At 66.9% G+C, this 12,012-nt stretch carries 11 protein-coding genes and 2 tRNA genes; all 13 read left to right on the top strand.

Features of this window, described 5'->3' with window-relative positions; all coding sequences use genetic code 11:
- The first annotated feature begins 152 nt into the window (after window positions 1–152).
- Window positions 153–227 (top strand) — tRNA-Val (locus J7520_RS12285).
- Window positions 228–441: 214 nt separating this feature from the next.
- Window positions 442–2,553 (top strand): TonB-dependent receptor, encoded by a 2,112-nt coding sequence (locus J7520_RS12280; RefSeq protein ID WP_291188648.1) that lies wholly within the window; start codon window positions 442–444, stop codon window positions 2,551–2,553.
- A 274-nt stretch (window positions 2,554–2,827) separates the two neighbouring features.
- Entirely contained in the window at window positions 2,828–4,738 is a 1,911-nt protein-coding gene (gene thrS, locus J7520_RS12275) for a threonine--tRNA ligase (protein ID WP_291188646.1), read from the top strand.
- A gap of 34 nt (window positions 4,739–4,772) precedes the next feature.
- Entirely contained in the window at window positions 4,773–5,309 is a 537-nt protein-coding gene (gene infC / locus J7520_RS12270) for a translation initiation factor IF-3 (protein ID WP_291188644.1), read from the top strand.
- Window positions 5,310–5,455: 146 nt separating this feature from the next.
- Window positions 5,456–5,653, top strand: a complete 198-nt coding sequence (rpmI, locus tag J7520_RS12265; RefSeq protein ID WP_291188642.1) for a 50S ribosomal protein L35 — start codon at window positions 5,456–5,458, stop codon at window positions 5,651–5,653.
- Between the two features lie 12 nt (window positions 5,654–5,665).
- Window positions 5,666–6,022, top strand: a complete 357-nt coding sequence (rplT, locus tag J7520_RS12260) for a 50S ribosomal protein L20 (protein WP_291188640.1) — start codon at window positions 5,666–5,668, stop codon at window positions 6,020–6,022.
- Between the two features lie 262 nt (window positions 6,023–6,284).
- Window positions 6,285–7,292 (top strand): phenylalanine--tRNA ligase subunit alpha, encoded by a 1,008-nt coding sequence (gene pheS / locus J7520_RS12255; RefSeq protein WP_291188638.1) that lies wholly within the window; start codon window positions 6,285–6,287, stop codon window positions 7,290–7,292.
- Window positions 7,293–7,411: 119 nt separating this feature from the next.
- Window positions 7,412–9,784, top strand: coding sequence for a phenylalanine--tRNA ligase subunit beta (gene pheT / locus J7520_RS12250; RefSeq protein ID WP_291188636.1), 2,373 nt, complete (start codon window positions 7,412–7,414; stop codon window positions 9,782–9,784).
- 1 nt (window position 9,785) lies between these two features.
- A complete protein-coding gene (gene ihfA, locus J7520_RS12245; RefSeq protein WP_291188634.1) occupies window positions 9,786–10,085 on the top strand; it encodes an integration host factor subunit alpha in 300 nt (99 codons plus the stop codon).
- A complete protein-coding gene (locus tag J7520_RS12240) occupies window positions 10,066–10,422 on the top strand; it encodes a MerR family transcriptional regulator (protein WP_291188632.1) in 357 nt (118 codons plus the stop codon). Before ihfA ends, J7520_RS12240 begins: the two co-directional genes overlap by 20 nt.
- A gap of 108 nt (window positions 10,423–10,530) precedes the next feature.
- Window positions 10,531–10,607, top strand: a tRNA-Pro gene (locus J7520_RS12235).
- A 163-nt stretch (window positions 10,608–10,770) separates the two neighbouring features.
- Entirely contained in the window at window positions 10,771–11,733 is a 963-nt protein-coding gene (pip, locus tag J7520_RS12230) for a prolyl aminopeptidase (protein WP_291188631.1), read from the top strand.
- Between the two features lie 34 nt (window positions 11,734–11,767).
- The gene (locus J7520_RS12225) at window positions 11,768–11,980 is read left to right on the top strand and encodes a GDCCVxC domain-containing (seleno)protein (protein ID WP_291188630.1); all 213 of its coding nucleotides are present in this window, start codon (window positions 11,768–11,770) and stop codon (window positions 11,978–11,980) included.
- Window positions 11,981–12,012 lie beyond the last annotated feature (32 nt).

The following is a 12,012-nucleotide window of genomic DNA, read 5'->3' as shown; positions in this document are numbered from 1 at the left end:
TCCCCGATCGGCTGGCCGCCCGCGAACGAAGGGCGCTCGCGGTGGCGGCAGGCGTGAGCGAAGGCGGGCCGCGAGTATAGGGATTCCGTTTCGCCGCAGCCCAGACTTGTGCCGCGGCGGCGACTCGGTTAGGCTTCGCGCCCCCGTTTCCGGGGCGGTTAGCTCAGCGGTAGAGCACTACCTTGACATGGTAGGGGTCACAGGTTCGATCCCTGTACCGCCCACCACTCCCAAGTGGATCAAGACGGCGCGACCTTCCAAGTCGCGCCGTTTTCTTTTTCGGCACCCGCCGGTCCGGCGCGATTCCCCAAGGTGGCGAGGCCTGCCTCGGCAGGGCGGGCCCCTATGTCTTTGGTTGGTCCTCTCATCCGCCTGACGGCCGAATTCTTCTCGTTCCCCGAAACGCATACTCCGCGGCGGGTTCGCCTTGGGAGAGAGTCGATGCGTCGTTCGTTGTTCGCTTGTCTGATGGCGGCCGCTGCCGCGCCGCTGGGAGCCGAAGAGGTCGCTTCCGGCGAATCGGCGGAAGCCGCGGCGACCGAGGCGGATTCGCGTCGCCGCGACGGCACCGGCGGCGAGGCGATCGCGCTCGAGCAGGTGCAGGTCACCGCGACGCGTCGTCCGGAAAGCGGCTTCGACGTGTCCAGCGGCGTGACCGTGGTCGGTCCGGACGAGGTCGCGATTCGCGCTCCGCAGACGATCGCGGACTACCTGCGCGGCCAGCCCGGCGCGTTCGTGCAGTCGACCACGCCGGGCCAGGCGATTCCGATCGTGCGCGGACTGAAGGGTTCGGAAGTGCTGCACATGGTCGACGGCTTCCGCCTCAACACGGCCTTCTTCCGCAATTCGCCGAACCAGTATTTCGCCCTGGTCGATGCGCAGAACGTCGAGCGCGTCGAGCTGGTGCGCGGCCCGTCGTCGACGCTGTACGGCTCGGACGCGATGGGCGGCGTGGTGCAGGTGATCACGCCCGAACAGCGCTTCGACGGCGGCGAGTGGGGCGCCCGCGGCCACTTCCGCACGCAGCTCGCCAGCGGCGACCTGTCCAAGCTCGCGCGCGTCGACGGCGCCGCCGGCCGGCAGGACCTGTCCATTTCCGGCGGCGTGACCTGGCAGGACGTCGGCGAGCGCCGGCGCGGCGACGGTCCGCGCCTGCCGCACACGCAGTTCCGCGCCTGGGCGGCCGACACCAAGCTGCTGTGGAATCCGGCGCCGGAACACGAGCTGATGTTCAACGTGCAGTACCTGAAGCAGCCGAAGACGCCGCGTTTCGACGAACTCGTCCCCGGCTTCCATCAGGAAACCGCCAATTCGGACGAGTTCTACTTCGAGCCGAACGACCGCCTGTTCGCGCATGCGCGCTACCGCTGGAACGCGATGAACGCGGCGTTCGACACCGCCGAGCTGCACCTCGGCTACCAGGAGATCAATGACGACCGCCGCAGCCGCGGCGCCGGCAGCGCGAACCGCGACCTGGAGAAGAACCGCGACCGCCTGCGCGGGTTCAGCGGCAGCTTCACCAAGCAGATCGGCGCACACTCGCTGGCTTACGGCGTCGAGGCGTATTGGGACACGGTCGACAGCAGCCGCATGCGCGTCAACGTCGACAGCGGCGCGATCTCGACCCGCGCGCCGCGCTTTCCGAACGGTTCGACGATGGACAGCTACGCGCTGTACCTCGACGACAGCATCGAACTCGGCTCGCGCTGGCAGCTCGACCTCGGCGCGCGCTACAGCCGTTTCGAGATCGAACTGCCGGCCAACGGCGGCATCGGCAGCAAGCTCGACCCGGACGACGTCACCGGCAATGCCGGCCTGACCTTCAAGGCGACCGACTCGCTGCACCTGGTCACCAATCTCGGCCGCGGCTTCCGTGCGCCGAACATCTTCGACCTCGGCGTGTTCGGCGACCGGCCCGGCGGCCGCTTCGCGATTCCGAACGCGGACCTCAAGCCCGAGACCGTCGTGACCTGGGACATCGGCGTCAAGTTCGACCAGCCGGGCTTCCAGGCCGAGGCGTTCCTGTGGCGCTCGAACTACAAGGACAAGATCACCTCGGTCGACATCGGCGAGGACCAGGAAGGCCGTATCCTGGTGCAGAACCGCAACGTGACCGAGCTGAAGCTGTGGGGCGCGGAAATCGGCGCGCGCTGGACGATGAACGAAGCGCTGACCGCCTACGGCGTGGTGAACCTCACGCGCGGCGAGGAGGAATACGCCGGCGACCGCTACGACGCCGACCGCATTCCGCCGCTGAACGGCCGGCTCGGCGCCGAGTGGCGATTCGCGCCGGCGTGGAATCTGGACGTCTGGGCGCTGTACGCCGCGCGCCAGGACCGCCTGAGTCCGCGCGATCTCGACGACCCGCGCGTGAACCCGGCCGGCACGGCGGGCTGGAACACCTGGAACGTCCGCGTCGGCTGGGATTTCGCGCCGGACGCGACGCTCGCATTGCGCCTGGAGAACCTGGCCGATCGGCGCTATCGCGAACACGGTTCGGGTCTGGACGAAGTCGGTCGCAATGCGGTGCTGACGCTGGATTGGCGGTTCTGATCGCGCCCCGGGTCGCGCGCGTTGACAGCCTGCGCCGGCTGCTCTAGTTTTGCCGGCGTTCTTCGGTTTTGCCTACGAGGTGGCCCGCGGGTAACCGCCGGCCGAGTGTGCGACATGTCGACGCGAACGTTCCCACGCTGAAACCCGATCGCCGGTGTCGCTCGAAAAAGGCGCCGCGGCGCCTTTTTTGTTGGGTTGTTTTCGCCGTCGTCGCCGACGGTGCGCCCTCAAGGGCGGCCATTCCCGGCCGCTGTCCTCACGAAAAGCCCTCTCCATGATCAACATCACGCTCCCCGACGGCAGCCAGCGTCAGTTCGACCATCCGGTTTCCATCGCCGACGTCGCCGCGTCGATCGGCGCCGGACTCGCCAAGGCCGCCCTCGCCGGCAAGGTCGACGGACGCATCGTCGACACCAGCTACGTCGTCGACTACGACGCCAATCTCGCGATCATCACCGACAAGAGCCCCGAGGCGCTGGACATCCTGCGCCACTCGACCGCGCACCTGCTCGCGCAGGCGACGCAGCGGCTGTTTCCGGACACGCAGGTCACGATCGGCCCGGTGATCGAGAACGGGTTCTACTACGACTTCGCGCGCAAGACGCCGTTCACGCCGGAGGACCTCGAGAAGATCGAGGCGGAGATGAAGAAGATCGTCGCCGAGAACCTGCCGGTGTCGCGCTCGGTGATGTCGCGCGACGAGGCGGTGAAGTTCTTCCGCGACAAGAACGAGGAATACAAGGCGCAGATCATCGAGTCGATTCCGGCTAACGAGGAGCTGTCTCTGTACTCGCAGGGCGACTTCATCGACCTGTGCCGCGGCCCGCACGTGCCGAACACGAACAAGCTGCGCGCGTTCAAGCTGATGAAGGTCGCCGGCGCCTACTGGCGCGGCGATTCGAACAACGAGATGCTGCAGCGCGTGTACGGCACGGCCTGGCTCAACGACAAGGATCTCAAGGGCTACCTGACCCAGCTCGAGGAGGCCGAGAAGCGCGACCACCGCAAGATCGGCAAGGCGCTCGACCTGTTCCACGTGCAGGAGGAGGGCCCGGGCCTGGTGTTCTGGCATCCGAAGGGCTGGTCGATCTGGCAGGTGGTCGAGCAGCACATGCGCCGCGTCTACCGCGAATCGGGCTACCGGGAAGTGCGCTGTCCGCAGGTGCTCGACGTGTCGCTGTGGCAGAAGTCGGGCCACTGGGACAACTACAAGGAAAACATGTTCTTCACCGAATCGGAGAAGCGCACGTACGCCTTGAAGCCGATGAACTGCCCGGGGCACGTGCAGATCTTCAACCACGGCCTGCACAGCTATCGCGACCTGCCGATCCGCTACGGCGAATTCGGCGCCTGCCATCGCAACGAGCCTTCGGGTGCGCTGCACGGCATCCTGCGCGTGCGCGGCTTCACCCAGGACGACGGCCACATCTTCTGCACCGAGGACCAGATCGAGGCCGAAGTGACGGCGTTCCACCAGCAGGCCCTCAAGGTCTACTCCGATTTCGGTTTCGAGGCCGAATCGATGCAGATCAAGATCGCGCTGCGCCCGGAGCCGCGGCTCGGCGACGACGCGACCTGGGACAAGGCCGAGAACGCGCTGCGGTCGGCCCTGCGCGCCTGCGGCGTCGAATGGCAGGAGCTGCCGGGCGAGGGCGCCTTCTACGGCCCGAAGATCGAGTACCACCTGAAGGACGCGATCGGCCGCACCTGGCAGCTCGGCACGATGCAGGTCGATTTCATGATGCCGGGGCGCCTGGGCGCCGAATACGTCGACGAGCACAGCCAGCGCCGCCATCCGGTGATGCTGCACCGGGCCATCGTCGGCTCGATGGAGCGTTTCATCGGCATCCTGATCGAGCATCACGCCGGCCAATTCCCGGCCTGGCTGGCGCCGGTGCAGGCGGTGGTGATGAACATCACCGATGCGCAGGCCGATTTCGTGAGCGACGTCGCGCAAACCCTTGTCACGCAAGGTTTCCGGGTCGAGGCCGATTTGCGCAACGAGAAAATCGGCTATAAAATCCGCCAACACACGCTGGACAAGGTCCCCTATCTGCTGGTCGTCGGCGACCGGGAGAAGGAATCGGGGACCGTCGCTGTGCGTACGCGCGCCGGCGAGGATCTGGGTTCGATGCCGATCGCCAGCTTCGTAGCGCGTCTGAAGTCCGAGGGCGGGCGGGCCTGATCCGCCGCTCCCGGGAACGTTTCTCCAAGAGGATTTGCATATCGCCACCGACAGCAAGCCGAATCGCCGGAACCTGGAAATCCGCGTTCCGCGAGTTCGCGTCATCGGAGCAGAGGGAGAGCAGGTCGGCATCCTGTCGCGCGACGAAGCGCTGGCCATGGCCCAGGAAGCCGGTCTGGATCTGGTCGAAATCCAGCCGAACGGCGACCCGCCGGTCTGCCGCATCATGGATTTCGGCAAGTTCAAGTTCGAAGCGCAGAAGAAGGCGCATGCGGCCAAGAAGAAGCAGAAGCAGCAGGAAATCAAGGAGCTGAAGTTCCGCCCGACCACGGACGTCGGCGATTACGCGATCAAGTTGCGCAATCTGCGGCGGTTCCTGGAAGAGGGCGACAAGGTCAAGATCACGATCCGCTTCCGCGGTCGCGAGATGGCCCATCAGGAGCTGGGACGGGCGATGGTCGACAAGATCTCCGCCGACATCGCCGAGGAAGCGGTGGTCGAGCAGTACCCGCGCATGGAAGGGCGCCTGATGGTCATGATGATCGCGCCGAAGAAGAAGCAGCCGCAGTAAACAGCAGTTTTTTTCGCAGCCGGGTTCGCCGGCGGCGATGAGGAGCCGGCCCGCACGCGGGCCTTACAAACCGGAACGAGCAGGACGGAAAGCGTGGCGAAGGCCACCGCTCGGACCAGTAACGAAAACCAACGAAGGAAGTAGTCATGCCCAAGATGAAGACCAACCGGGCCGCCGCCAAGCGGTTCCGCAAGACCGCGTCCGGCAAGTTCAAGTGCGGCCACGCGTTCAAGAGCCACATCCTCACCAAGAAGGCGACCAAGCGTAAGCGCGGTCTGCGTGCCACCAACCACGTGCGCAAGGAAGACGCCGGTCGCGTCGCCCGCATGCTGCCGTACGTGTAAGGAGACGCAGACATGGCACGAGTCAAGCGCGGCGTCATCGCCCACCGTCGTCACAAGAAGATCCTCGGCAAGGCCAAGGGTTACTACAACGCGCGTCGCAAGGTTTTCCGCGTCGCCAAGCAGGCCGTCACCAAGGCGCACCAGTACGCCTACATCGGCCGCAAGCAGAAGAAGCGCAATTTCCGCGCCCTGTGGATCGTCCGCATCAACGCCGGTGCGCGTCAGTTCGGACTGTCCTACAGCCGCCTGATGAACGGCCTGAAGAAGGCCGGCATCACGCTCGATCGCAAGGTGCTGGCCGACATCGCCGTGCACGACATCAAGGCGTTCGGCGCACTGGCGGAAAAGGCCAAGTCGGCTCTGGCGTGAGTCTTCGCCGGCCTGCGCGCCGGCGGGATCGCGAGCGGCCTTCGATGGCCGCACTGCTCGAGCCGGCCTCCGCTTCGCGGGGCGCCTGAACGAACCGCGGGGAGGAGGCCAGGCTTCCTCCCCGTTTTCGTTTGTGGATGCGATCCGTGCGGATTGCCGGGATCGGGATGGCCGTGTCGGCTCGTGGAAGGTTCGACTTCGCAACGTCCACCCGCGGCCGTCCCCGGCCGCACTCTTCAATTGATTCACCCGGAACTCGCCGATGGATGCATTGCAGGATCCTCAACAATCGATCGACCGGATCGCCGCCGCCGACTCGCTCGATGCGCTCGACGCGCTGCGCGTCGCCCTGCTCGGCAAGAACGGCGCGGTCACCGCGGCGCTGAAGGCGCTCGGCGCGCTGTCGCCGGACGAGCGCAAGGCGCGCGGCGCCGAGGTCAATCGCACGAAGGATCGCCTCGCCGAGGCGATCGCGTCGCGCAAGGCGGCGTTGGAGCAGATCGAGCTCGATCGCCGCCTCGCTTCCGAGCGCGTCGACGTGAGTCTGCCCGGCCGCCGCGGCGAGCGCGGCAGCCTGCACCCGCTGACGCGCGCGCTCGATCGCATCGTGTCGATCTTCGCGCGCCTCGGCTACGACGTCGCCGACGGCCCCGAGATCGAGGACGACTGGCACAACTTCGGTGCCCTGAACTTTCCGGAGGATCACCCGGCGCGCACGATGCACGACACGTTCTGGTTCGAACCGGACAAGAACGGCATCGCCCGCCTGCTGCGCACGCACACCTCGCCGGTGCAGATCCGTGCCGCCAAGGGCCGCACGCCGCCGGTGCGCATCATCGCGCCGGGGAAGGTGTACCGGTCCGATTCGGATCAGACCCACTCGCCGATGTTCCATCAGGTCGAGGGGCTCCTGATCGACGAGACGTCGACGATGGCCGATCTGAAGGGCACGTTGCGCGAATTCCTGCGTGCGTTCTTCGATCGCGACTTCACGATGATGTTCAAGCCGACGTTCTTCCCGTTCGTCGAACCCGGTGCCGACGTCGTCATCCGCTGGGAGCTGCCCGACGGCGGCTCGCGCTGGCTCGAAGTGCTCGGCTGCGGCATGGTGCATCCGGAAGTGCTGCGCAACTGCGGCATCGATCCCGAGCGCTACACCGGCTTCGCCTTCGGCATGGGCGTCGAGCGTCTGGCGATGCTGCGCTACGGCGTGACCGATCTGCGCGCGTTCTTCGAGAACGACGTGCGCTTCCTCAGACAGTTTGCATAACCCAGCGCCGTCGTTCCCGCGCAAGCGGGAATCCATTTCGCTTCCGGCGCACGTGGCGAGATGCAGGATGGATCTCCGCCTGCGCGGGAACGACGAGTAAAGAAGAAGACGACTCCTCGATGAAAATTTCAGAGAACTGGCTCCGCGAACGAGTGCCGCTCCAGGCCGACCGTGCCACGCTGGCCGAGCGCTTCGACATGATCGGTCACGAAGTCGAGAGCATCGAATCGCTCGGCGCGCAGCTCGACGGCGTCGTCGTCGCGCAGATCGCTTCTTGCGCCAAGCATCCCGAGGCGGATCGCCTGCAGGTCTGCGAGGTCGATGCCGGCGGCGAGAAGCTGCAGATCGTCTGCGGTGCGCCGAACGCGCGCGCCGGACTGAAGGCGCCGCTGGCGAAGGTCGGCGCGCAGGTCGGCACGCTGTCGATCAAGGCGGCCAAGCTGCGCGGCGTCGAATCGTTCGGCATGCTCTGCTCGGCCAAGGAACTCGGACTCGACGCCGATGCTTCCGGCCTGCTCGAACTGCCGGCGGATGCGCCGGTCGGCACGCCGCTCGCGCAATATTTCGGTCTGCCCGACGCGGTGTTCGACCTCGGCTTGACCCCGAATCGCGCCGACTGCCTGTCGCTCGAAGGCCTGGCCAAGGACGTAGCGGCGGCCTTCGACGTGCCGTTCGCGCCGCTCGCGATCGAGGCGGTGCCTGCGCAATCTGAACGTCGTATCGAGATTCGCCTCGATGCGCCCGCCGACTGTCCGCGCTACTGCGGTCGCTACATCAGCGGCATCGACGCCGCGGCGCCGACGCCGCCGTGGATGCGCGAGCGCCTGCGTCGCAGCGGGCTGCGCCCGATCAGCCTGCTGGTCGACGTGACCAACTACGTGATGCTCGAACTCGGCCAGCCGCTGCATGCCTTCGACGCCGATACTCTGCAGGGACCGATCGGCGTGCGCCGCGCGCGCGCCGGCGAGACGTTGCGCCTGCTCGACGAACGCGACGTCACCCTCGACGGGCATTTCCTGTTGATCACCGACGCCGACCGTCCGGTCGCGCTGGCCGGATTGATGGGCGGCTGGGACACGCGCATCGGCACGACGACGAAGAACCTGTTCCTCGAAGCGGCCCATTTCGCGCCCGCGGCGCTCGCCGGTCGCGCGCGCAAGCTCGGCATGCACACCGACGCGGCGCATCGTTTCGAGCGCGGCGTCGATCCGGAACTGCCGCGTCGCGCGCTCGAGCGCGCGACGCGATTGATCGTCGAGGCGGCAGGCGGCGAAGTCGGCCCGATCCTCGAAGCCGTTTCCTCCGCGCATCTGCCCGTGCGCGCGCCGGTGCGGCTGCGTCGCGCACGCATCGCCCGCGTGCTCGGCATCGAAGTGCCGGATGCGGCCGTCGAACGCATCCTGGGCGCGCTCGGCATGCAGGTCGAAGCCGATGCCGACGGCTGGATCGCGACGCCGCCGAGCGCGCGCTTCGACATCGCGATCGAGGAAGACCTGATCGAGGAAGTCGCGCGCATCCACGGCTACGAGCGCATTCCCGATCGCGCGCCGAGCGGCGAGCTGGTCGGTCCTGCGCTGCGCGAGGATCGCGTCGGCCTGGCCGCGCTGCGCGAACAGCTGGCCGCGCGCGGCTATCTGGAAGCGATCACCTACGCATTCGTCGCTCGCGAGCAGTTGGAGACCTGGACGCTCGCCGACGGCGCGATCGCGCTGGCGAACCCGCTCTCGGCCGAGCTGTCGGTCATGCGCACGAGCCTGCTGCCGGGCCTCGTCGCGGCGCTGGCGACCAATCGCAGCCGCCAGCAGACGCGCGTGCGCCTGTTCGAAGCGGGGCGGGCGTACTTCGCGGGCGACGACGCTCCGCGCGAAGTCGCGCGCATCGCCGGCGTCGCCTGCGGCCGTGCCGTCGCCGAGCAATGGGGCGAGGCCGCGCGCGCGCTGGACTTCTTCGACGCCAAAGGCGACGTCGAGTCGCTGTTCGCCCTGGCGAGCGCCGCGTCGGAATTCGACGTGGTGCCGGCGACGCAGCCCTGGCTGCATCCGGGCCAGAGCGCCGAGATCCGGCGCGGCGGGCGCCACGTCGGGTACGTCGGCGCGCTGCATCCGAACCTGACCAGGGCGCTCGATCTCGGCGAGGACGTCTACGCGTTCGAACTCGATCTCGACGTCCTGGTCGAGCGCGGCGTGCCGGTGGCCCAGCCGCTGTCCCGGTTCCCCTCGGTGCGCCGCGACCTGTCGTTCGAGCTGCCGGAGGAGGTGCCCTACGCCCAGGTCGAAGAGGCGATTCGCGGGGCTGTTGGCGAAACCTTGACGGACATCGTGCTATTCGACCGCTACGCCGGTCCCAATCTCGGATCGGATGTCAAAAGTCTCGCTATAGGCTTGATTTTGCAGGATCGTTACCGCACGCTTACGGACCCGGATGCAGACCGCTGCGTGGCACTCGCCGTCGCCGCGCTGGAATCCGGTTGCAAGGCCAAGTTGCGAGGATAGGATGGCGCTGACGAAGGCGGAGATGGCCGAACGTCTGTTTCTGGACGTCGGGCTGAACAAGCGCGAAGCCAAGGAGTTCGTCGACGCGTTCTTCGAAGTCGTGCGCGATGCGCTCGAGAAAGGGGAGCAGGTGAAGCTGTCGGGATTCGGCAACTTCGATCTGCGCTTCAAAAACCAGCGCCCCGGGCGCAACCCGAAGACCGGCGAGGAGATTCCGATCTCCGCCCGGCGCGTGGTGACGTTCCGTCCGGGGCAGAAACTCAAGGTCCGGGTCGAAGCCTATGCTGGATCAGGGCAGTAATAGCGAACTGCCGGTCATCCCGGCCAAACGCTATTTCACGATTGGCGAGGTCAGCGAACTCTGCGGCGTGAAGCCGCACGTGCTGCGTTACTGGGAGCAGGAGTTTCCCAACCTCAAGCCGGTCAAACGGCGCGGCAACCGCCGCTACTATCAGCGCCACGACGTGCTGATGATCCGGCAGATCCGTTCGCTGCTGTACGACCAGGGCTTCACCATCACCGGCGCGCGCCAGCGCCTGGAAGGCTCGCAGGCCAAGGCCGAGTCGACCATTTCGCACCAGATCGTGCGGCAGGTGCGGATGGAGCTGGAGGAAGTGCTGCAGATCCTCCGGCGGTGAACGCGGGCTTCCGCGATCGCAAGATGATCGCGAAGCGGTCGTCTCCGGCCGCACTTTGCAAGTGGCTCTGCTAAACTTCGCGGCTCTTCACGAGTTGCCGCAATATTTCGGGGCGTAGCGCAGCCTGGTAGCGCACCTGCCTGGGGGGCAGGTGGTCGTCGGTTCGAATCCGGCCGCCCCGACCATTGCTTTTGCTTGCGTCCTTGCAAGCTGCTTCGAAAGAGGCGGCTGAGTGCTCGGCCGCCCGCCCGCCTTCGTGTCGTCTACCGCGGCCATCCGTGGCCGCACTCTTCAATTCCAGCATGGCTCCGATGGAGCCTTGCTGTTTCCCCTGAAGCCGTCCGTCGCATGACCGATCGCCGCACGCTGTATCCCGACATCGAGCCCTTCGACACCGGATTCCTGCAGGTGTCGCCGCTGCATCGCATGTATTACGAGCAGTGCGGCAACCCGCAGGGCAAGCCGGTCGTGTTCCTGCACGGCGGACCCGGCGCGGGCTGCAACGCGAAGTCGCGGCGCTTCTTCGACCCGGCGCACTATCGCATCGTGCTGTTCGACCAGCGCGGCTGCGGACGTTCGACGCCGCACGCGGAACTGACCGACAACACGACCTGGCATCTGGTGCAGGACATCGAGGCCTTGCGCGAACATCTGGGCATCGGTTCCTGGCAGGTGTTCGGCGGCTCGTGGGGTTCGACGCTGGCGCTGGCTTATGCGCAGACGCATCCCGAGCGCGTGACCGAGCTGGTGTTGCGCGGCATCTTCATGCTGCGCCGCTGGGAGCTGGAGTGGTTCTACCAGAAGGGCTGCGACGCGATCTTCCCGGACGTGTGGGAGCAATATCTGCAGCCGATTCCGCCGGCCGAGCGCGGCGACCTGATGAGCGCCTACCACCGCCGCCTCACCAGCGCCGACGCGGCGGTGCGGCTCGCGGCGGCGCGCGCATGGTCGACCTGGGAGGGCGCGACCAGCTTCCTGTTCCAGGACAGCGCGCACATCGCGGCGACCGCCGAGGACGAGTTCGCGCTCGCCTTCGCGCGCATCGAGAACCACTATTTCGTCAACGGCGGTTTCCTCGACGCCGACGACCAGCTGCTGCGCGACGTGCACCGTCTGAAGCACATTCCGGCAGTGATCGTGCAGGGGCGCTACGACGTGGTCTGTCCGCTGCGCAGCGCGTGGGACCTGCACCGCGCCTGGCCGGAGGCGGATCTGCGCATCGTCGCCGATGCCGGTCATTCCGCGCTGGAGCCCGGCATCACGCACGAGCTGATCGCGGCGACCGATCGCTTTCGCGCGTCCGCTGCCTGAGAGCGGCGAGGAATTCGGGTCCACGGTACCCGCGATGGCCGCGACGGTCCTGTTCAGCACGCTGACCTGTCCGCATTGCGCTCATCAGGCGACCGAGACGATGTCGACGGATGCCTGCTGGTTCTTCTACGAATGCGGTGGATGCGGGCAGCTGCTGCGGCCCAAGCCGGGCGACTGCTGCGTGTTTTGCTCCTACGGCGACGTACCGTGTCCGCCGATCCAGCAGAGCCGGCCGTGTTGCGGCTGAGCTGATCGGCAAAGAAAACGGGCCCGCAAGCG

The organism is Dokdonella sp. (genome assembly GCF_017744955.1).
Lineage (GTDB): Bacteria > Pseudomonadota > Gammaproteobacteria > Xanthomonadales > Rhodanobacteraceae > Dokdonella_A.
The sequence above is the reverse complement of the archived record's forward strand: the minus strand, read 5'-3'. Positions and strand labels throughout refer to the sequence as shown.

Bases quoted from the DNA above. Each gene is read 5' to 3' on its own strand.
- thrS (WP_291188646.1), top strand. From the start codon at position 2,828: ATGATCAACATCACGCTCCCCGACGGCAGCCAGCGTCAGTTCGACCAT.
- rpmI (WP_291188642.1), top strand. From the start codon at position 5,456: ATGCCCAAGATGAAGACCAACCGGGCCGCCGCCAAGCGGTTCCGCAAG.
- J7520_RS12280 (WP_291188648.1), top strand. From the start codon at position 442: ATGCGTCGTTCGTTGTTCGCTTGTCTGATGGCGGCCGCTGCCGCGCCG.
- rplT (WP_291188640.1), top strand. From the start codon at position 5,666: ATGGCACGAGTCAAGCGCGGCGTCATCGCCCACCGTCGTCACAAGAAG.
- J7520_RS12240 (WP_291188632.1), top strand. From the start codon at position 10,066: ATGCTGGATCAGGGCAGTAATAGCGAACTGCCGGTCATCCCGGCCAAA.
- pheT (WP_291188636.1), top strand. From the start codon at position 7,412: ATGAAAATTTCAGAGAACTGGCTCCGCGAACGAGTGCCGCTCCAGGCC.
- ihfA (WP_291188634.1), top strand. From the start codon at position 9,786: ATGGCGCTGACGAAGGCGGAGATGGCCGAACGTCTGTTTCTGGACGTC.
- J7520_RS12225 (WP_291188630.1), top strand. From the start codon at position 11,768: ATGGCCGCGACGGTCCTGTTCAGCACGCTGACCTGTCCGCATTGCGCT.
- pip (WP_291188631.1), top strand. From the start codon at position 10,771: ATGACCGATCGCCGCACGCTGTATCCCGACATCGAGCCCTTCGACACC.
- pheS (WP_291188638.1), top strand. From the start codon at position 6,285: ATGGATGCATTGCAGGATCCTCAACAATCGATCGACCGGATCGCCGCC.